The sequence below is a fragment of the Streptomyces sp. NPDC047061 genome (assembly GCF_040643955.1).
Lineage (GTDB): Bacteria > Actinomycetota > Actinomycetes > Streptomycetales > Streptomycetaceae > Streptomyces.
In genome coordinates this window covers 16,014-35,439 of record NZ_JBEYVI010000031.1, presented here as the reverse complement: position 1 = coordinate 35,439, position 19,426 = coordinate 16,014, and the positions used below count along the sequence as shown (strand labels likewise).

Below are 19,426 nucleotides of genomic sequence, written 5' to 3'. Positions count from 1 at the left end.
ATCCCGGACAATCCCCCCTCGTCTGGAGCGCACATGAACGGCACCCCCCTGTCGCGCCGCCACTTCCTCGGTGCGGCCGTGACCGTCCCCCTCGCCGCCACCGGCGCCCTCGCCCTCGGCGCCGGAGCCGCCCAGGCCGCGACCAACTCGGCCTACGTGATGTGCTACTTCACCGAGTCCCCGGACATGCTGGCCGCCAACTACGGCCTGCACCTCGCCGTCAGCGCCGACGGCCTCCAGTGGACCCCGCTCAACCAGAACGCCCCCGTCGCCACCCCCACCGCGGGCTCCCTCGGCCTGCGCGACCCGTTCATCCTGCGCAAGCAGGACGGCACCTTCGTGGTCCTCGCCACCGACCTGTACGGCACCGACTGGACGTACGTCAGCCAGTACATCCACGTCTGGGACTCCACCGACCTGCGCACCTTCACCGGGTACCGGCGCATGAAGCTGCACGACATGGACACCCATGCCTGGGCCCCCGAGGCCTTCTGGGACGCGGGGCGCGGCACGTACGGCGTCATCTACTCCGCCGTCAACGACAGCGGCCACAACGTCATCATGATCAACTACACCGCTGACTTCATCACCGCCGGCGACCCGCAGGTCTTCTTCGACCCCGGCTACGACGTCATCGACGGCGACCTCGCGGTCGGCGTCAGCGGCGTCAACTACCTCTACTTCAAGAAGAACTCGACGCTCGTAGGCGCCCGCTCCACCTCGCTGGATCCCGGCAGCTTCACCGAGTTCTCCACGGCCGTCTCGCACAACGGCACCGAGGCCCCGACCCTGGTCAAGTCCCTGACGTCCAGCTCGACCTGGTACCTCTGGGGCGACACCTGGGACCCCAACGGCGTCTTCTACGCCTGGCAGACCAGCGCCCTGTCCGCCGGCACCTGGACCGCCCTCGACCAGAAGACCTACACCCAGCCGCTCAACTCCAAGCACTGCGGCATCCAGCCCATCACCACGACCGAGTACAACAACCTCGTCGCCAAGTGGGGCACCCCCACCTGGAACCGGCTGAAGTCCTACAACTACCCGGCCAGATACGTCCGGCACAGCAACTTCGTCGGCCGGATCGACGAGTACGCCTTCGACCCGTACACCGACGGCATGTGGACGCTGGTCCCCGGTCTCGCCGACAGCAGCGGGGTGTCCTTCCAGTCGGTGAACTACCCGACCCGCTATCTGCGCCACTACAACTACCAGCTGCAGCTCGACGAGAACGACAGCACCACGGCGTTCGCCCAGGACGCCACGTTCTACCGGACGGCCGGCCTCGCCGACTCCTCCTGGTCCTCGTTCCGCTCGTACAACTACCCGACGCGCTACATCCGCCATTCCGACTACGTGCTGCGCATCGACCCCATCTCCACGAGCACGGCCCAGGCCGACGCCACCTTCTACGTCGGCTACTGACACCCCCGCAGGCCCGTCGTGCGGCGACACGTCGGCGGCGGGCCCACGACCGCCCGAATGGCGGTGCGCCCTCGCGCGTGATTGACCCAGCCGGGCGGTGTTGGGCGTGTCGTCACCACGGATGGGCGGCCTGGATGGTGCGAGCCGGGGGGCTGGCTGACGGTGGTTCATGTCGGGGCCGGGTCGTTACAGCTGATGGAGTATCGGCGCCCGGCCACGGCGGAAGGACATCGAGATGCGTTCTGCCCGCATGATCCTCGCGACGACGGCCGCCACCGCGGCCCTCGCGTTTTCCGCCCCCGCAGCCCAGGCCGCGATCGCGGGGGACTGGGACGACGGAGGCCGTGACGACTCTTCCTACAGCAGCAACGACAGCAAGTACGACTCCGACAGCTACCAGGGCAACGACGACGAGCAGAAGGGGGACCAGGGAGGCAAGGGGGACCAGGGAGGCAAGGGGGACCAGGGAGGCAAGGACGACCAGGGGGGCAAGGGGAAGGACGAGGGCGGCTCGTCGTGGGGTGACGACGAGGAGAGCGACCGCCCGCACGGCGGCGTGCACACCGGCGGTGGCGGCCTCGCCACGCCCGGCGTCACCGCCGGCGGACTGGCCGTCCTCGGCGTAGCGGCCACCGGTGCCTACGCGCTGCGGCGCCGGAGGGTCCCCGGGCCCGTGTCCTGAGGGGCCGACGCATACGGGGACCGCGGTGCCGTCGGCGCTCCACACGCCGACGGGACCGCGGCCCCCGTCCCGCCCTCCCGCTGCCGTGCCCCAGAAAGGTGACCTCCGATGGCAGCTGGCCCCGCCACCCCGAACACCGCCACCTCGAACACCGCCACCCCGAACCCTGCCTCGCAGAACCCCGACGACCAGGACAGCCCCGGCAACCGCCCGCGCGGCGGCCGGCTGCCCGTGTGGGGCATCGCCGTCCTGCTCCTCGCCGTGGCGCTGATCGGCGGACACACCAAAGGCTCCGACACCACCGGCACCACCCGGCCCGGGACCACCGACGCCGTCCCCTCCGCCGACCCGCGCCAGGCCGGTGCGGCGCTGCCCCGGTCCACGCCGACCCGCCTGCTCATCCCGAAGATCTCCGTCGACGCCCCCTTCACCGTCCTCACCATCGGCTCCACGGGCCAGCTCCAGCCCCCGCCGGCCGACAACACCAACCTCGTCGGCTGGTACTCCAGGGGCGCGGCGCCCGGCGAGGCCGGCACCGCGATCATCGCGGGCCACGTCGACACCAGGACTTCGGCGGCCGTCTTCGTCAGGCTGGACGAACTGCAACGGGGCGACCGCTTCACGGTGAGCCGGGCCGACGGCACGGACGCGAACTTCGTGGTCGACGACGCCGACACCTTCGCGAAGGACGACTTCCCCAGCGAACGCGTCTACGCGGACACCCGCCGCCCCGAGGTGCGCCTGATCACCTGCGCCGGCGACTACGACCACGACGTCAAGGACTACACGCAGAACCTGGTGGTCTTCGGCCACCTGGTCTGACAGCGCACCGGGGGACACGCGGTCAGCCGCCCGTGGACTCCCGCACCACCAGGCGGAACGGTCCGGTGAACTCCTCCCGCTCCGGTCCCGGCCCGCCCCGGTCGATGCGTGCCGCCAGCAGGGCGACCGCGCGTTCGGCCATCAGGTCGTGGTCCGGGTCGACGGTGGACAGGGAGGGCACCAGGTACGCGCTCTCGTCGACGTTGTCGAAGCCGATCACCCTGACCTGCTCCGGCACCCCGACCCCGGCGTCGGCGAGGGCGCGCAGCACGCCCATGGCCACCGTGTCGGTCACACAGAACACCCCGTCGAACCCGAGGCCGTCCGCCATCCGCTCCCGGACACAGCGGGCGGCGTCCTGCATGGTGAGCGATCCGGTGGTCACCACCAGCTCCGGGTCCGCGGGCAGCCCCGCGGCGGCCAGCGCCCGCAGATACCCGGTGTGCCGCAGGCTCGACACGTCGGCCTCGCCGCCCAGCGGCCCGCACACGATCGCGATCCGCCGGCAGCCCCGCTCGACGAGATGGCGGGTCGCGGCCTCGGAGGCGGCCTCGTTCGGCATGGCGACGTGGTCGACGGGCCCGCCGAAGATCCGCTCGCCGAGGATCACCACCGGATGGTCGACGTCGAGCGCCCCGACGTCGGCCGGGCCCATGCCGACCGTGCTCAGGATGAGGCCGTCGTAGAGCCGGTTGCGGGACAGGGACAGGGCCGCCAGCTCGTTCTCCCGGCGGGCGCCGGTCTGCTCGATGCTCACCCGCAGGCCGTGCCGGGCGGCCGCCGCGATGATCGAGGCGGCCAGCCGGCCGTAGTAGGGGCGGTTGATCTCGGGGACGGCCAGGCCGATGGTGCCGGTACGGCCCCTGCGCAGGTTGCGGGCGGCCACGTTGACCCGGTAGCCGAGCCGGTCCACCGCCTCCAGGACGCGTTCCCGGGTGGCCGGGCGGACGTTGGGGTGTCCGTTGATCACGTTGGAGACGGTCATCGCCGACACCCCGGCGGCCTTCGCCACGTCCTGGATCGTCGCCACACTCACTCCCGCCTGCCGTCCTCGGCAAGACGATAGAGGGCGGCACCGTGGGCGGGCAGCACGGGCACCAGCCGCCGGCCGTCGTGCGCGGTGTCGGTGTGGGTCCACAGCTCCCGGACGCGGTCGTGCGGGGTCCCTCCGACCGACCCCAGCGGCACCTCGAAGCGCCGCTCCTCGTCGGCGAGCGAGAACACCGCCGCGTACCGGGTGTGCCCGTCGGTGTCCCGGGCGGTCCACAGCACCAGGTCCCGCTCCCGGAGCACCTCCTGGTTGCCGGTGCTGTGCCACAGGACGCCGAGGGCCTCGTCGTTGGTGAGCAGCTCGATGGTCTCGGGCGGGGAGGTGGGCAGGTCGCCGCCCATCATCAGCGGGGAGCGGGAGATCAGCCAGAGGGTGAGCAGGCTGACCTGCTCGGGCCGGGTGAGGGCCGACTGGCGGTCCGCGCCGCGCTCGGCGCGGATTCCGATGTGCCCGAGCGGCAGCATGTCGGCGTCCGCCCAGCCCTGCCCGCCCTGCCAGGGGGCCCAGCGCGCCATCCGCGCGAACTGCGCCTCGACGTCCTCCCAGCGGTCCCACAGGTCGTCGCAGACCCGCCACATGGTGGCGTGCTCCCGCAGGTGGTCCAGGCGGGCGAGGGACATGTCGGTACCGGGGGAGAGGCTCAGCTCGATGGCCCGACCGCTGCGTTCGATCGCCCGCGCGTAGGCGGCGATCTCTCGCTCGTGGTACGGGAAGAGCATGTCGTCGGCCTTGACGAAGTCGACGCCCCAGGCGGCGAACTGGGCGACCTGGGAGTCGTAGTAGGCCTGCGCGCCGGGGTGATCGTGGTCCAGGCCGTAGTTGTCGGAGTTCCAGGGGCACACGGAGTCCGTGTCGGCCACCTCCGCGGCCGTGAACTCCGTCCCGAGCACAGGCAGTTCGGCCTCCACCGCACGCCGTGGGATGCCCCGCATGATGTGCAGCCCGAACCGCAGGCCCATGCCGTGCACCCGCGCGGCCAGCGGCCCGAACCCCGCCCCGCCCGCGGCCGACGGGAACCTGTTGGGGGCGGGGAGCTGGCGGCCGTGGCCGTCGAGGACGAGCGGGGCGTCCGGGTTGTAGCCGTGGGCGCGGGCGGTGGGCTCGTACCACTGGATGTCGACGACGACGGTGTCCCAGCCGTGCGGGAGCAGGTGCTCGCGCATGAACTCGGCGTTGGCGAGGACCTCTTCCTCGGTGACCGTGGTGCCGTAGCAGTCCCAGCTGTTCCAGCCCATCGGCGGCCGCAGCCGGCGGGCGGGCAGCGGACGTGCGGGTCGGGTCATGTGCGCACTCCTGCCGGTCAGCGCTGGTTCAGGGGAGCCTGGACGGTCACGAACGAGTGCGGCGGGAGGGTGAGCCGCAGCCCGCCGCCGGTCACCGACACGCCGTCGAACGCCCGGGGGGCGACGGCCGTCGACGCCTCGGGGGTGTTGTGGGCCTGGAGCTTGTCGGCGGTGAGGATCCGGGCGGCCGGCTCGCCGAGGGTGCCGCCGCGCAGGTCGAGGGTGACCTCGGTGGGTTCCTCGGCGTCCAGGTTGCTCAGCGAGATCAGGACGGTGCCGTCCTTGACGCTGGCCGAGGCGGACACCGTCTCCAGCTCTCCGTCGCCGACCGTGCGCCGCGTGCCTTCGCCGCGCAGGTGCACGGGGAGCGAGATGGCGTCCTGGTGGCCCTTGTTCATCTCGAAGACGTGGTACGTCGGGGTCAGGACCAGGGCGTCGCCGTCGGTGAGGAGCATGGCCTGCAGGACGTTGACGGTCTGGGCGATGTTGGCCATGTGCAGGCGGGCCGCGTGCCGGTGGAAGATGTCGAAGTGGGTGCTCGCCACCAGCGCGTCGCGCAGGGTGTTCTGCTGGAAGAGGAAGCCGGGGTTGGTGCCGGGCTCCACGTCCCACCAGGTGCCCCACTCGTCCAGGACCAGGCCGACGGTGCGCCCCGGGTCGTAGACGTCCATGACCGTGGAGTGGCCGGTGAGGATGCGGTCGATGCGGCGGGCCGACAGCATCGTGCGGTAGTGGTCGTCGGCGGTGAACTCGGTGGCGCTGCCCTTGGCCTCCCAGGGGCCGGACAGCGTGTAGTAGTGGACGGAGAGGCCCTGGAAGAAGTTCTTCGGGGTGGCCTCGCAGCCGAAGCAGCTGATCTGCTGCATCAGCGTCTCGGTCCACTTGTAGTCGGCGTCGGAGGCGCCCGAGGCGATCCGGTAGAGCTTGTTGTCGCCGTGGTCGCGGCAGTAGGTGGCGTACTGGCGGGCCAGGTCGGCGGAGTACTCGGCGCGCATGTTGCCGCCGCAGCCCCAGGTCTCGTTGCCGATGCCCCAGTACTTGACGCGCCAGGGCTCCTCGCGGCCGTTCTCCTTGCGCAGCCGCACCATCGGGCTGTCGCCGTCCCGGGTGAGGTACTCCACCCACTCGCTCATCTCCCGGACGGTGCCGGAGCCGACGTTGCCGCTGATGTAGGGCTCGGCGCCGAGGAGCTCGCACAGGGCCATGAACTCGTGGGTGCCGAAGTGGTTGTTCTCCTCGACGTTGCCCCAGTGCGTGTTGACCATCCGGGGGCGCTGCTCGCGCGGGCCGATGCCGTCCTGCCAGTGGTACTCGTCGGCGAAACAGCCGCCGGGCCAGCGCAGGTTGGGGATGTCCAGCGCGCGCAGGGCTGCTACGACGTCCAGGCGGATGCCGCCCTCGTTGGGGATGGGGGAGTCCTCGCCGACCCAGAAGCCGCCGTAGACGCAGCGGCCGAGGTGTTCGGCGAAGTGGCCGTAGAGGTGGCGGCTGATCGTCGGGCCCTCGATGTCGAGGTTGATGATCGCGGTGGCGGTGGGCACGCGGGCACTCCTGACCGGATGGCGTTGTTCGATATATGAAACAGAGTTCGTTGACTCGGTTGTATCGATAAAAAGCTGCCATCGGGCCGTGATCGCGTCAAGAGTGCGGACAGCCCGGCCGCCCTGTGTGTGCAGGGTGGCCGGGCTGTCGGAGGTGAGGAGTGTCAGACCGCCGTGGCCGGGAACGTCGGGTACTCGACGCCGGAGACGTACTGGACGACCCGGACCACCTGGCAGGAGTAGCCGAACTCGTTGTCGTACCAGAGGTAGAGGATCGCGTTGTCGCCCTCCACCTTCAGCGCGCCGGCGTCGACGATCGACGCGTGGCGGGAGCCGATGAAGTCGCTGGAGACCGCGTCCGGGGCGGTGATGAAGTCGATCTGGCGCTTCAGCGGCGAGGTCAGCGACACCTCGCGGAGGTAGTCGAGGACCTCCTCGCGGGAGGCCTCGCGGGCCAGCTGGAGGTTGAGGATCGCGATCGACACGTCCGGCACCGGGACCCGGATCGAGCTGCCGGTGATCCGTGCCTTGAGGTCGGGCAGCGCCTTCGCGACGGCGGAGGCGGCACCCGTCTCGGTGATCACCATGTTGAGCGGCGCGGACCGGCCGCGGCGCTCCGACTTGTGGTAGTTGTCCAGCAGGTTCTGGTCATTGGTGAACGAGTGCACGGTCTCCACGTGCCCGCGCAGCACCCCGTACTCGTCGGCCATCGCCTTGAGCGGCGGCACGATCGCGTTGGTGGTGCAGGACGCGCAGGACAGGATCTGCTCGTCCGGCTTGACGGTGTCGTGGTTGACGCCGTGCACGATGTTCGGGACGTCGCCCTTGCCCGGCGCGGTCAGGACGACCTTCTCGATACCGGGGCGCAGGTGCTTGGAGAGGCCCTCGCGGTCCCGCCACTTCCCCGTGTTGTCGATGAGGATCGCGTTGCGGATGCCGTATTCCGTGTAGTCGACCTGGGACGGGTCGTCGGCGTAGATCACCTTGATCTCGTTGCCGTTGGCGAGGATCGTGCTGCTCTCCTCGTCGACGGTGATCGTGCCCTGGAACTGGCCGTGGATCGAGTCGCGGCGCAGCAGCGAGGCGCGCTTGACGATGTCCTCGCCGCCCGCGCCGCGCACCACGATGGCGCGCAGTCGCAGCCCGTTGCCGGAGCCGGACTTCTCGATGAGCAGCCGGGCGACCAGGCGGCCGATGCGGCCGAAGCCGTACAGGACGACGTCCCGCGGCTCCCGTCGGTCGATCTTGTTGGCGCCGGTGGCCCCGGCGACCTCCTCCGCGGTGAACGCCTCGACGCTCAGGCCCCGGTCGTCGGCCTTGTAGGTCGCGGCGAGCATGCCGATGTCGATCTGGGAGGGGCCGAGGTCGAGCGTGGTGAGCGCCTGCAGGAACGGCATCGTCTCCGTGACCGAGAGCTCGGCCCCGTCGATCTGGCGGGCGAAGCGGTGGGTCTTGAGGATGCTGACCACCGACTTGTTCACCAGGGAGCGGCTGTGGAGGAGGACCGTCACGTCCTGCTCCCGGTGCAGCTTCCCGATGAGCGGGATCATCGACTCCGCGATCTCCTCGCGGTTCTTCCAGTTGGTGAACGAGTCGTCGTTGACAGTCACAGACCTGAATCTCTCGATCGAGCTGGGTGGCGCTCATATGCTAAACCGGCCGGTGAATGATCGATCAAGGGGGTCCGGGTGTGATGCGGGTCGCGAAGTTCTGAACCCGTGCGGAAGACCGCGCGAAACCTCCGTGCCGCGGCGCGGCCCTTGTCATGGCCGTCGCGTTGTCATGGCCGTCGCGCGCTCATCCCGGTGACGACCAGGCGCCCTGCAGATCGGTGGCCACGTCGAGCAGCAGGGTCCGGAAGACGTCCGCCAGCGGGGTCAGCGTGGTGTCGGACCGGGTCACGGCGTGCAGGTCGCGGTGGAGCGCCGGGTCGGCCAGCGGGCGGTGCGTGGTCCCGGACACCCGGGTCAGGGCCAGCCGGGAGACGAGTGCGACGCCGTAGCCGGTGCCGACGAGGGCCTGGGCCAGGTCGTACGACGCCGTCTGGAACCGGATCCTGGGGGTGAACCCGGCGTCCGTCGCCGCCCGGTCGAGCTGCTCCCGGGCGGCGTGTCCGGCGAGGATGGTCACCCAGGACTCGTCCCGGAGCTGCTCCAGGCGCAGCGGCGTGCCGTCGGGGGAGCCGGTGACCAGGGGGTGGTCGTCGGGCAGGACGATGACCATGGGGTCCCGCAGCAGCGTGTGCACGGTGATGTTCGCGGGCGGCTCCGGGGCGAGCGCCCAGGAGGCGATCACCGCGACGTCGAGTTCGCCCGTCGTGACCCGCTCGACGCCGCGGTCGGACAACAGGTCCTCCACCGACACGTCGGCGTTCGGGTACCGGTGGCGCAGTGCGGTCAGGGCCGGTGGGAGCAGATGCAGGGCGGCGGCCAGGAAGGCGCCCACCCGCAGCCGCAGCGACAGCCGGCCGAGGAGCGCCGCGAGCCGCTCCCCGGCCTGTTCCGTCTGCTCGTCGACGACCCGCCCGTGCTCCGCGAGCAGCGCGCCGGCCGCCGTGAGTGACGCACCGCGCGGTCCGCGCACCACCAGCGGCGCGTTCCAGTCCCGCTCCGCCCGGGCCACCTGCTGCGTCACCGCGGCCGGGGTCACGCCGAGGGTGTGGGCGGCACCGGCGAGCGAACCGTGGCGGTCGATCATGGCGAGCAGGCGCAGCTGTCCCGGATCCGAGGTCACTAAATAATCTTAATGCTGGCTGCAGCTGCTCTGACTTCTCTTCACGCACCCCTCGCGTCAGCCTGGTGGTGGATCATCAACCACGCCCCAGTGAGAAGGTCGGCGACCCGTGCCCATCCACCTGCCCCTGTTCGTGATCACCACCTGGCTGCTGGCCATGCTCCCGGGCGCCGGACAGGCCCTGATGATCCGGCAGATCCTGACGTCCGGCCCGCGACCCGCCCGGGCCACCATCGCGGGGAACGCCACCGGGCTGCTCATCTGGTCGACCGCGGCCGCCGTGGGCCTGTCCGCGGTGCTCCTGGCCAACCCGCACGCCTATCTGGTGGTACGCATCGCGGGCGGAGCGGTGCTGTTCGCGCTGGGGGTCACCACCCTCCGCGCGGCGACGAAGGACGGCGTCGCCGAGGCCGGCCCGGGTGACGGTACCGGCGGCCCCGATGGCCCCGGCGGCCTCCGGGGCGCGTACGGTGCCGGGCTGGGCACGACGCTGGGCAATCCGAAGGCCGGGGTGTTCGCCGTGTCGGTGCTGCCCCAGTTCGTCACGGCCGACGGCCCCGTCCTGCTGAGCAGCATCGCGCTGGGCGTCCTCTGGGCCGTCGTCAACGTCTGCTGGTACCTGCTCTTCACCTGGGCCGTGGGCCGGGGCCGGGCCCTGGTGTCCCGGCCGGCGGTGCGGCGCGCCCTGAACATCGTCACCGGCGTGGTGCTGTGCGGGCTCGGCGTGGCGGTGGCCGGGGGAGTCTGACCGGAACCGGTGGATGCCGTTCCGAGAGCAGCGCCGGACGTACCCGCACAGACCGGTGGCGCCGATCACCACGACGTGATCGGCGCCACCGGAGGGCTGAACGGGCTTCGTCCTAGCGGGGGTTGAACACCACGCTGGCGAAGCGGACGCTGCCGGAGGCCGAGTGTCCGGGGGCGACCCGGTGGGTGGTGCCCTTGCACTTCGGCTTGCTGTAGACGACGAGCGCCTTCTTCGTGGCGTTCTGCGGCCCGCGCGCCTCCTGCGCCATGTCGAGGCACTTGCGGTCCGGCGGGTTCTGGATGGCGTACGCCTTGCCCTTCGGCCCCACCCAGACGAACGTCCCTTGGGCGGCGGCCGCCGGACCCACGGTGATGACGGTGAGGGCAAGCCCGCCGAGAGCGACGGCGAGCGGACGGAGCAGACGCATCGTGAAGTCCTTCGTGAAGTTCGACAACGGTGAAAACGGTGACATCGGGGACAGCGGTGAGAACGGGCCGCGGAAACCCCGAGGCCCGACGTCATCACACACCGTCACCGCCCCCGGATGCCCCGGCGACACGGAAACGTCCCACGTCCGGGGGACGCCCGTCGGCGTGTCGTGACGCCGGGGCCGACCGGCGGCCTCACACGAAGGCCACCACCAGGGCGACCGCGACGGTGAGCGCCGACAGCCCGACCATCGCGGTCCGCCACGCGAAGCCCGGCGCCTGAGCCCGGGGTGCCGGGTCGGGGACGCGCCCGTCCGGGTGGGGACTGTCCAGCCAGTAGGCGTCGGACAGCTGGGCGAAGGAGGGATCGTCGCTGTGGCCCATGCCTGTTCCAACGTCCTTGACGGGCGCGGGAGTCGGCATGGCCGGTGCCGTCACACCTTCGGGGCAATCCGTTCCCCGAACGGCCGCTCCTGCGGACCGGGTGGCGGCCGGGTGGCTCAGAACAGCGCCTTGTAGCCGTAACCGCCGTCGTTGACCAGTACCCGGGCTCCGAACGTGCCCTTTCCGGTGCCGTTCTGCCGGTAGAGGCGGTTCGCCGTGTCCCGGGTGACCAGGTCGGCCCTGCCGTCTCCGGTGACGTCGCCGATCCCGAGGACCACGTTGTAGGAGGCGCCCCAGTTGGCGGCGATCTTCACGCGTGCGGAGAAGGTGCCGTCGCCCTTGCCGTAGTACCGGTACAGGTTGTTCGACCTGTCCTGGGCCAGCAGGTCGCCGATGCCGTCGCCGTTGAGGTCCCCGGCGCCGACGACCTTCTTGTAGGTCTTCCAGTCGGCGAACAGCTTCACGCGCGCCGACAGCTTTCCGGCGCTGGTCCCCTTGTAGAGGTAGACGGCGCCGGTGGCCGCGTTCCGGGCGACGAGGTCCGGGCGGCCGTCCTTCGTGAGGTCGCCCGGGGAGGTGAGGACGTCGTACTGGTTCCAGCCGCCGGTGGCCAGGGTGGTGTGCGACGTCGTCGGGTTCAGGGCGCCGCCGCAGGCCGGCTTGTAGAGGCGCAGCGCGCCGCTGCTCAGCCTGACGAGGACGTCGTTGCAGCCGTCGCCGCTCAGGTCGCCGAGGGCGACCGGCCGGACGGTGGTGGGCCAGCCGCTGCCCATCTGCCGCACGTGGTTGAGCGTGCCGTAGTGGAGCCAGATCCGGCCGCTGCCGTCGAGGGTGAGCAGGTCGCCGCTGCCGTCGGGAAGGCCGCCGGATCCGTCGCCGTAGTCGTGGCGGGCGGGGACCGAGCCGGTCACCTTCAGGACGCCGCTCGCCACGGTCGCCGTACCCGAGTAGCCCGGCTGGGTGGCGGTCAGGGTCCAGGTCACGTCGCCGTTGACGGCCCGGCCGCCGGATGTGGTGCGGCCGTTCCAGGAGGCGGCGACCGTGCTGCTGCCGGGGGTGCCCGTGAGGGTGCGCACGGTGTGTCCGGCCGGGTCGGTGAGGGTGACCTGCCATGCGGTGACCGGGCCGTTGAGCTGCCACTTCGGCGCCCAGGACGAGGTGGTCCGGAAGTTCGCCGTCGCGGGCACGGACGACGAGTCGACCGTGAGCCTGGGGAACGTGGTGCGGGCTGCCGAGAGGCCGGCCGACCCGGTCCACACCGCGGTGGCGTCGGTGAGCGAGCCGGCCGCGATCCGGGCGCGGTTGACGGCCGTGAGCGGGCCCTGGACCGTGCGGGCGGCCGTCCAGATGTTCCGCTCGCCGTCGAATGTGGCCTCCATCAGCCGCTTGGTCGCAGCGGTCGCGCCGTTCTCGCGCCACAGCGCGTGGACCGACCCGTCCGCCGCCATGGCGGTACGGACCTCGTAGGCGTCGGAGACCGGGCCGGTGGAGAGGGTCGAGGAGGCCGTCCACGTCGAGTCGGCGTAGCGCGTCACGGTGCGCACCGCGCCCGCTTCCGGGTCAGCCCAGACGACGGTCGCGTTCCCGTTCGGCGCGACCAGCGGTTCGGGATCCCCCTCGGCACCGACACCGCTCACCAGCGAGGTCGTGGCTCCCCAGGCGGAGTTCGCGTCCTGGCGGCGTACCAGCTCGAAGGTCTGGGCCGTGGCCGTGCCGAACCGCCACAGCAGGTCGACCGAGCCGGACGCGTCGGTTGCCAGGGCCGGATGGGCGGAGGCGGCGAGCGGGGTGTTGCTCAGCTGGGCCGGGGTCTGCCAGGTGCCGCCGTACGGCCGGGCGGTGGTCATCGCGTAGGCCGTCTTGTACGACTCGTCCTCCATCGCGTACGACACGACGAGTCCGCCGTGCGCGTCGACCGCGATCTGGGGGTTCGTGGCGTCGACGTCGCCGTAGGCGCCGGCGTGCACGGCCGCGTCGCTGACCTGCTCCGCGGCGGCCCAGGTGCCGTCGGTGCCGAGGGTGGCGGCATACACCTCGGAGGAGTCCGAGTAGGTGTACGGCGTGGCGGTCCAGACGGCGGCGACCTGGCCGTTCGGGCCCTCGGCGACATCGATCTGGGACAACGTCAGCTTGTTGTCGCCGTCGAACAGTTCGTGGGGCGACGACCAGGTTCCGGCGGTCAGCACCGAGCCGAACAGGTGGTAGCCGTTGTCGACCCACAGCACGGCGACCGTTCCGTCGGTCCGTGTCACCAGCCGTGCCTCGGTGATGTAGGTGCCGCCGAACCGGACCGGCGTGCTCCAGGTGTCGGTGCCGGCCGCGCGCGTGGCGGTGTGCAGCGTCTGGCTGCCGTCGGTCCAGGCGGCCACGGCGCCGCCGTCGGGACGGACGACGACGTCCTGCGGGACGCTGTAGGTGGTGGACAGCGGGACGGCGGTGTTCCACGGCGGGACCGTGCTCAGGTCCGAGGCGGCGGCCGGCAGCGCGGTGCCCCCGAGGGCCAGCGAGACGGTGACGAATGCGGTGGCCGTGGCGCGCAGGCGGCCCGACGGCAGGGCGGATCTGCCCATGTGTGTGTTCCCTCCCCGTGGGAGCGCTTGCTCCCCGATGCGCAGCTTAGGAGGTAAGTGAGGGAACGGCGAAGGAAGTTGATCAGATGGTGGACACGAATGAGCGGGTGACTCAGGGGGCCCGTGAACCGTCGGCGATTCACTGCCGGAATTACGCGACATAAGAGTAAATTCCAGACCATTGCTTGGCAGAGGTGTCACCCGGCAGACGGAGCAAGGAATGAGCACGGACGACCGCGTCGCGGTGACGACCGGGATCGCGCGGCTGCACGCGGCGCCCGGACTCGCCGGGCCCGGCCGCTTCGGACTGGTGACCAACCACACCGGTGTCCTGTCCGACCTGCATCCGGCCGCACCCGCGCTGCTCGCGGCCGGAGCGCCGCTGGTCGCCCTGTTCGGTCCCGAACACGGGCTGCACGGGACCGGTCAGGCCGGCGAGAGCGAGTCCGCCCGGACCGACCCCGACACCGGCCTGCCGGTCCACGACACCTACCGCCGCGACGGCGAGCGGCTCGACAAGCTGCTGATCGACAGCGGTGTCGACGCCCTGGTCCACGACTTGCAGGACATCGGTACCCGGTACTACACGTACGTGTGGACCATGTTCGACCTGATGGTCTCGGCGGCCCGCACCGGCATCCGGTTCGTGGTCGCCGACCGGCCCAACCCGCTCGGCGGACTCGTCAGCGAGGGCCCGCTGCTGGAACCGGAGTGGGCCGGCTTCGTCGGGCGCGCCCCGATCCCGATCCGCCACGGCCTCACCTGCGGCGAACTCGCCCGGTGGCTGAACGCCTCGGCCGTGCCCCGGGCGGCGGGCCGCGCGGCCGACCTGACGGTGATCGAGGCCCTCGGCTGGCAGCGCGCCATGGACGCCCACGCCACCGGGCTGCCCTGGATCGCACCCTCGCCGAACATCCCGACGCCCGCCACCGCCACCGTGTACCCCGGCACCTGCCTCTTCGAGGGCACGAACCTCTCGGAGGGCCGGGGCACCACCCAGCCCTTCGAGATCGTCGGCGCCCCCTACCTCGACGCCCGGTTCGCGCCCGCGCTCGCCGAACTCGCCCTGCCCGGCGTGCACTTCCGCGACCTGCGGTTCGTACCGGCCTTCCACAAACACGCCGGACGGCACCTGCGCGGGGTCCAGCTCCACATCACCGACCGCACGGCGTTCGCGCCCGTACGCACCGCCGTCGCGATGCTCGCCGTGCTGCGGCGGCTGTACCCGGACGACTTCGCCTGGCACACCACGGACGGCGGCGCCGAGGGGACCGGTCACCGGCACTTCGTCGACCTGCTGTGGGGGTCCGACCGGCTGCGGCGCGCCGTCGACGCGGGCGAGGACCCGCTGCCGCTGTGCGACCCGCCGTCCCCGCCCGCCCGCTGGGCCGGCGACGACGCGCTGCTCTACCCCTGAGACCCACCGCCGTATCCGCGAGCCCCGAGACCTGCCGCTCCCGCCTCGACACCTGCCGTCCCGCTCGGAAGGACACCCCGTCGATGACCGATCTCACGACTCTCACGACGACGAACCGGGCCGGGATCCGCGGCTTCCGCGCGGGTGACGGACCACAGGTGGTGGAGGCATGGCGGCGCAGCGCGCCGGCCGACTCCATCACCCCGGACCGCTTCCGCTCCCTGGTGCTCCTCGACCCCAACTTCGACCCGGAGGGGCTCCGGGTCGCCGTCGACGGGGAACAGGTCGTCGGCGCCGCGTACGCGGTGCGCCGGCTGACCCCGATGGCCGGCACCGACCTGGAGCCGGAGCAGGGCTGGATCCCGTTCTTCTTCGTCGCCCCGGGCGCCCGCGGGCACGGCCTCGGCCGCCGGCTGCTCACCGAGGCCCTCGACTGGCTGCACGGCCACGGCCGTACCCGGGTGGACTTCTCCTCCTACACCCCGAACTACGTCTTCCCCGGCCTCGACACCGAGGCCTACCCGGAGGCGGCCGGGCTGCTGGACTCCCTGGGCTTTCGCACCCTGTACGAGGCAGCGGCGATGGACCGCCGCCTGGTCGGCTACCGCCTCCCGGACCAAATCGCGCTCCGGGTGGCCGAACTGACCGCGCGGGGCTACCGGTTCAGCACCCCGGCCGACGACGACCTGGTGGACCTTCTCGCCCTGGCCGGGAGTCACTTCGGGCCGGACTGGGCGGCCACGATCCGGGCCTGCCTGACCGCGGGCACACCGCTCGACCGGATCGTCGTGGCCCGCGACCCCGGGGGCCGCATGGTCGGCTGGGCCATGCACGGCGCGTTCGACTCGGTCGACGAGCGGTTCGGCCCGATCGGCGTGCTGGAGGAGATGCGCGGCACCGGACTCGGCGAGGTCCTGCTCCACCTGGTCCTGGAGCGGATGCGGGCGCTGCGCGCGCACTCCGCGTGGTTCCTGTGGACCGGCGCACAGTCCCCGGCGGGCCACCTCTACCGCAAGAGCGGCTTCACCACGACCCGGGTGTTCAAGGTGATGCGCAGGGAGGCCGCCCGGTGACACCGCCACTGAGCCGCTCACCGGGCCGCTCACCGGGCCGATCACTGAGCCGGCGTCACTTCGCGCTCGCACTGCCCTCGGCGCTCCTCGTCTCCGGCTGTGCCGCGCCGCACCGGGGCACCGGGCGGCCCGGCGATCCGATCGTCCTCACCCTGCTCTCCCACTACGCGAGCGGCGAGCTCAAGCAGGCACTGCAGCGCCCGGTGGACGAGTGGAACGCCCTGCACGACCGGGTCAAGGTGCGCACGAAAGCGGTCGAGTTCACCGACCTGCTGACCACCTTCATGGTCCGGCAGGCCGCCGGCCAGGGCACGGACATCCTGCACCCGTACTGCCTGTGGAACGGCCAGCTCGTCCGGGCCGGCGTGCTGCGCCCGGCGCCGCCCGAACACGCCGAGGAGATCGGCCGCGCCTACGGCGCCGCCGCGGCCGGCTCGGCGTCCGTCGGGGGCAAGGTCTACGGCTACCCCACCGAGATGCAGACGTACGCCCTCTACTACAACAGGCGGCTGCTGCGCGAGGCCGGTGTCGACGGCCCGCCGCGCACCTGGCCGGAGCTGGAGGCGGCCGCGTACCGCACCGCCCGGCAGGACCGGTACGGCAACACCCTGGTCCAGGGGTTCGGCCTCTCCACCTTCGACGACTCCACGACCGTCGGCCAGACCCTCGCCCTGCTCAACGCCGCCGGCGGGCGGTTCGTCTCGGCGGATGGCAGGAGCACCGCCATCGACTCACCGGCCGGCCGCGCCGTGTTCGACCTGGAGCGCCGCCTCGTCGACCGGGGCGCGAGCGCCCCCGGCGTCAACGTCTACCAGGCGTTCGCCTCCGGACAGGTCGCCATGGTGATCAGCGCCGGCTGGTGGACCACGAACCTCAAGGCGCTGATGGGCACTGCCTACCGGGAGGTCGGCGTCGCCCCAGTGCCGCTCCCCGAGGCGGACGGCCGACGCGCCACGCTCTCCACCGGCTTCATGCTCGGCGTCAACACCGCCAGCGAACACCCCCGCGAAGCCTGGGAGTTCCTGCGCTGGCTCAACGCCGACAAGGTGCGCGGCACGACCCGGATGAGCGCCCTGCAGGCGTCGGTCGGCTCCCTGACCGGCCGCGCCGACGACATGCGGACACTCCTCGGCACGGGCGGCGACCCGAACCTGCACCCGTTCCTGGACGCACTGGCGTACGCCGTACCCGAACCGAACGTGCCGGGCGCGCAGCAGGCCAAGTCGCTGCTGCGCAAGAACATCGAGGCCCTGTGGACCGGCCAGCAGACGGTCGACGAGGCCCTGCGCTCCACCCGCCGCCAGGTCGACCAGGAGGTGTCGCGGTCATGGTGAACGCCACCCTGGCACCCGAGTCCGCCGAACGGGCGGCGCGCGAGCGGGCCGCCGCCGTCGGGGTCCGCGTCCACGCCCGGAACCGGCGCCGCCAAGTCGTCGTCGCCTACCTCTTCCTCGCGCCGACGCTGCTGTTCTACGCCGTCTTCCTCGCCCTGCCGCTCGGCTTCGCGGTGCTGCTGTCGACGTCCCGCTGGGCCGGGTTCGACCTCGGCGACATCGACCCGGTCGGCCTGGACAACTTCGCCGGCCTGTTCGCCGACGGCTCGACGTTCCTGGCGCCGATCCTCACCAACACCCTTCTCTTCGCCCTGGGCACGGTGGCCCTCGCGCTCGCCGGCTCCGTGACCGTCGCCACCTGCATCGACCGGCTGCGGTTCCAAGGTCTGTGGCGCACCCTGTACTTCCTGCCGATCGTCACGACCGTCGTCGCCGTCGGGAACGTCTGGAAGTACATGTACCAGCCGGGCGGCCTCGTCAACGGTGTCCTCAACGCCGTCGGGCTCGGTTCGGTCGCCTTCCTCCAGGACCCGGACACCGCGCTGCCGTCGGTCGTGGTCGTCCAGGCCTGGGCCTCCGTCGGCTCGGCGATCCTCGTCCTGACCGCCGGGCTGAAGTCCATCCCCGAGTCGTACTACGAGGCCGCCGCGCTCGACGGCGCCGGGCCCGTGACCGTCTTCTGGCGGATCACGGTGCCCCTGCTGCGGCCGTCCCTGCTGTTCGTGTGCGTCACCCAGTTCCTCACCGGCCTCCAGTCCTTCGCGCTGATCATCGTGATGACCAAGGGCGGACCGGGGGACGCGACCGACGTGGCCGCCCTTGAGATGTACCGGCAGGCCTTCTCCTACGGCGACTGGGGCACCGCGAGCGCCGCCGCCTTCGTGCTGTTCGCGGTGGTCCTCGCGGTCACGCTGGTGCAGTTGTGGCTCTTCCGGCGCAAGGGGGAGGACGCGTGATCCGCCGCCGTTTCCCGTGGCTGTCGTATCTGCTGGTGATCACTGGTGCGGTGCTCACGGTGGTGCCGTTCGCCGACATGCTGATGACGTCCTTCAAGGGCCCGGACGAGGCGGGCACGCTGCCCTACCGGTTCCTGCCGAGGGCCTTCGACCTGTCCAACTACCGGGCGGCGGTCCAGCAGCTCGATCTGCCGGTGCTCTTCCGCAACAGCGTCGTCGCCACCGGCACGATCACCGGTTCGGTGCTGCTCACCTCGTCCCTCGCCGGCTACGCGCTCGCCAAACTCCGCTTCCCCGGCCGGGACTTCGTCTTCCGTCTCGTGCTGTCGACGATGATGTTCCCGCCGTTCCTCTTCTTCATCCCGCACTTCCTGATCCTCGTGCACTGGCCGCTGGCGGGCGGCAACGACCTGCTCGGGCGCGGCGGCGCGGGCCTGACCGTCAGCATCGTGGCGCTCGCCATGCCGTTCCTCGTCAGCAGCTTCGGGATCTTCCTCACGCGCCAGTTCATGGTGTCGATCCCGGACGAGGTACTGGAGGCCGCGCGCATCGACGGCGCCGGCGAGTTCACCGTGTGGTGGCGGATCGTCGTCCCGCAGACCAAGCCGGTCCTGGTCACCCTCGGCCTGCTGACCTTCGTCGACGCCTGGAACGAGTACATCTGGGCCCTGCTCGTCTCGACCGCCAACCCGGACGTGATGACCCTGCCCGTCGGGATCCAGTTCCTCCAGGACTACGTGGACCCGACCCGCACGCTGCCCATCGTCATGGCCGGCCTGGTCCTCAGCGTCCTGCCCGTCCTGGTCCTCTTCCTGCTGCTGCAGAAGTACTACATCCGGGGCGTCATGCTCAGCGGCCTCAAGTGAGGCGGCGCCCCTCACGATGTATCGATAAGTCGTTCCTGCAGGTCGGTGCCGCTGCTGATACTCTTTCGATATATCTGCTGATCGAAGAGTGGTGGGCTCCTCGAAACGGGGGATGA

At 71.3% G+C, this 19,426-nt stretch carries 17 protein-coding genes; 9 read left to right on the top strand and 8 right to left on the bottom strand.

From position 1 onward, the window contains the following. Positions 1–33: 33 nt before the first annotated feature. The 3 genes from ABZ887_RS34730 (at position 34) to ABZ887_RS34720 (ending at position 2,926) form a co-directional block, all read left to right on the top strand. The gene (locus ABZ887_RS34730; RefSeq protein WP_361298389.1) at positions 34–1,422 is read left to right on the top strand and encodes a glycoside hydrolase family 43 protein; all 1,389 of its coding nucleotides are present in this window, start codon (positions 34–36) and stop codon (positions 1,420–1,422) included. A 235-nt stretch (positions 1,423–1,657) separates the two neighbouring features. Then, positions 1,658–2,104, top strand: a complete 447-nt coding sequence (locus ABZ887_RS34725; RefSeq protein ID WP_361298386.1) for a hypothetical protein — start codon at positions 1,658–1,660, stop codon at positions 2,102–2,104. Between the two features lie 108 nt (positions 2,105–2,212). Then, entirely contained in the window at positions 2,213–2,926 is a 714-nt protein-coding gene (locus tag ABZ887_RS34720; RefSeq protein WP_361298383.1) for a class F sortase, read from the top strand. A gap of 22 nt (positions 2,927–2,948) precedes the next feature. On the opposite strand, the gene ABZ887_RS34715 is transcribed toward ABZ887_RS34720, so the two are convergent. The 5 genes from ABZ887_RS34715 to ABZ887_RS34695 all read right to left on the bottom strand — a co-directional run bounded on the left by ABZ887_RS34715 (position 2,949) and on the right by ABZ887_RS34695 (position 9,534). Beyond that, positions 2,949–3,956 (bottom strand): LacI family DNA-binding transcriptional regulator, encoded by a 1,008-nt coding sequence (locus ABZ887_RS34715; protein ID WP_361298380.1) that lies wholly within the window; start codon positions 3,954–3,956, stop codon positions 2,949–2,951. A 2-nt stretch (positions 3,957–3,958) separates the two neighbouring features. Continuing rightward, positions 3,959–5,260 carry a glycoside hydrolase family 27 protein gene (locus ABZ887_RS34710; protein ID WP_361298377.1) on the bottom strand — a complete coding sequence of 434 codons (1,302 nt, stop codon included), beginning with the start codon at positions 5,258–5,260 and terminating at the stop codon, positions 3,959–3,961. A 17-nt stretch (positions 5,261–5,277) separates the two neighbouring features. Continuing rightward, a complete protein-coding gene (locus ABZ887_RS34705) occupies positions 5,278–6,801 on the bottom strand; it encodes an alpha-L-arabinofuranosidase C-terminal domain-containing protein (RefSeq protein ID WP_361298374.1) in 1,524 nt (507 codons plus the stop codon). Positions 6,802–6,965: 164 nt separating this feature from the next. Further along, positions 6,966–8,411, bottom strand: a complete 1,446-nt coding sequence (locus ABZ887_RS34700) for a glyceraldehyde-3-phosphate dehydrogenase (RefSeq protein ID WP_361298371.1) — start codon at positions 8,409–8,411, stop codon at positions 6,966–6,968. 187 nt (positions 8,412–8,598) lie between these two features. Beyond that, positions 8,599–9,534: a LysR family transcriptional regulator gene (locus ABZ887_RS34695; RefSeq protein ID WP_361298368.1), complete on the bottom strand. Its 936-nt coding sequence runs from the start codon at positions 9,532–9,534 to the stop codon at positions 8,599–8,601. A 109-nt stretch (positions 9,535–9,643) separates the two neighbouring features. On the opposite strand from ABZ887_RS34695, the gene ABZ887_RS34690 reads away from it, so the two are divergent. Beyond that, positions 9,644–10,282, top strand: coding sequence for a LysE family translocator (locus tag ABZ887_RS34690; RefSeq protein WP_361298365.1), 639 nt, complete (start codon positions 9,644–9,646; stop codon positions 10,280–10,282). Between the two features lie 112 nt (positions 10,283–10,394). Here ABZ887_RS34690 and ABZ887_RS34685 read toward each other — a convergent pair whose 3' ends face one another. The 3 genes from ABZ887_RS34685 to ABZ887_RS34675 all read right to left on the bottom strand — a co-directional run bounded on the left by ABZ887_RS34685 (position 10,395) and on the right by ABZ887_RS34675 (position 13,664). After that, a complete protein-coding gene (locus tag ABZ887_RS34685) occupies positions 10,395–10,709 on the bottom strand; it encodes a hypothetical protein (RefSeq protein WP_361298362.1) in 315 nt (104 codons plus the stop codon). A gap of 196 nt (positions 10,710–10,905) precedes the next feature. Beyond that, positions 10,906–11,094: a hypothetical protein gene (locus ABZ887_RS34680; protein ID WP_361298359.1), complete on the bottom strand. Its 189-nt coding sequence runs from the start codon at positions 11,092–11,094 to the stop codon at positions 10,906–10,908. A gap of 116 nt (positions 11,095–11,210) precedes the next feature. After that, positions 11,211–13,664 (bottom strand): FG-GAP-like repeat-containing protein, encoded by a 2,454-nt coding sequence (locus ABZ887_RS34675; RefSeq protein ID WP_361298356.1) that lies wholly within the window; start codon positions 13,662–13,664, stop codon positions 11,211–11,213. Positions 13,665–13,884: 220 nt separating this feature from the next. On the opposite strand from ABZ887_RS34675, the gene ABZ887_RS34670 reads away from it, so the two are divergent. From ABZ887_RS34670 to ABZ887_RS34650, 5 genes are all read left to right on the top strand, one after another. Further along, a complete protein-coding gene (locus ABZ887_RS34670; RefSeq protein ID WP_361298353.1) occupies positions 13,885–15,081 on the top strand; it encodes a DUF1343 domain-containing protein in 1,197 nt (398 codons plus the stop codon). Between the two features lie 83 nt (positions 15,082–15,164). Further along, positions 15,165–16,154 (top strand): GNAT family N-acetyltransferase, encoded by a 990-nt coding sequence (locus ABZ887_RS34665; RefSeq protein ID WP_361298350.1) that lies wholly within the window; start codon positions 15,165–15,167, stop codon positions 16,152–16,154. Continuing rightward, entirely contained in the window at positions 16,151–17,488 is a 1,338-nt protein-coding gene (locus tag ABZ887_RS34660; protein WP_361298347.1) for an ABC transporter substrate-binding protein, read from the top strand. Before ABZ887_RS34665 ends, ABZ887_RS34660 begins: the two co-directional genes overlap by 4 nt. After that, a complete protein-coding gene (locus ABZ887_RS34655) occupies positions 17,482–18,444 on the top strand; it encodes a sugar ABC transporter permease (protein WP_361298344.1) in 963 nt (320 codons plus the stop codon). The genes ABZ887_RS34660 and ABZ887_RS34655 overlap by 7 nt, the downstream gene beginning before the upstream one ends. Continuing rightward, positions 18,441–19,310, top strand: coding sequence for a carbohydrate ABC transporter permease (locus tag ABZ887_RS34650; protein ID WP_361298341.1), 870 nt, complete (start codon positions 18,441–18,443; stop codon positions 19,308–19,310). The genes ABZ887_RS34655 and ABZ887_RS34650 overlap by 4 nt, the downstream gene beginning before the upstream one ends. Positions 19,311–19,426 lie beyond the last annotated feature (116 nt).

What these genes read in the sequence shown, in the direction of transcription:
- ABZ887_RS34730 (WP_361298389.1), top strand. Translation starts at nt 34, where the DNA reads ATGAACGGCACCCCCCTGTCGCGCCGCCACTTCCTCGGTGCGGCCGTG.
- ABZ887_RS34725 (WP_361298386.1), top strand. Translation starts at nt 1,658, where the DNA reads ATGCGTTCTGCCCGCATGATCCTCGCGACGACGGCCGCCACCGCGGCC.
- ABZ887_RS34720 (WP_361298383.1), top strand. Translation starts at nt 2,213, where the DNA reads ATGGCAGCTGGCCCCGCCACCCCGAACACCGCCACCTCGAACACCGCC.
- ABZ887_RS34710 (WP_361298377.1), bottom strand. Translation starts at nt 5,260, where the DNA reads ATGACCCGACCCGCACGTCCGCTGCCCGCCCGCCGGCTGCGGCCGCCG.
- ABZ887_RS34685 (WP_361298362.1), bottom strand. Translation starts at nt 10,709, where the DNA reads ATGCGTCTGCTCCGTCCGCTCGCCGTCGCTCTCGGCGGGCTTGCCCTC.
- ABZ887_RS34680 (WP_361298359.1), bottom strand. Translation starts at nt 11,094, where the DNA reads ATGGGCCACAGCGACGATCCCTCCTTCGCCCAGCTGTCCGACGCCTAC.
- ABZ887_RS34675 (WP_361298356.1), bottom strand. Translation starts at nt 13,664, where the DNA reads ATGGGCAGATCCGCCCTGCCGTCGGGCCGCCTGCGCGCCACGGCCACC.
- ABZ887_RS34670 (WP_361298353.1), top strand. Translation starts at nt 13,885, where the DNA reads ATGAGCACGGACGACCGCGTCGCGGTGACGACCGGGATCGCGCGGCTG.
- ABZ887_RS34665 (WP_361298350.1), top strand. Translation starts at nt 15,165, where the DNA reads ATGACCGATCTCACGACTCTCACGACGACGAACCGGGCCGGGATCCGC.
- ABZ887_RS34655 (WP_361298344.1), top strand. Translation starts at nt 17,482, where the DNA reads ATGGTGAACGCCACCCTGGCACCCGAGTCCGCCGAACGGGCGGCGCGC.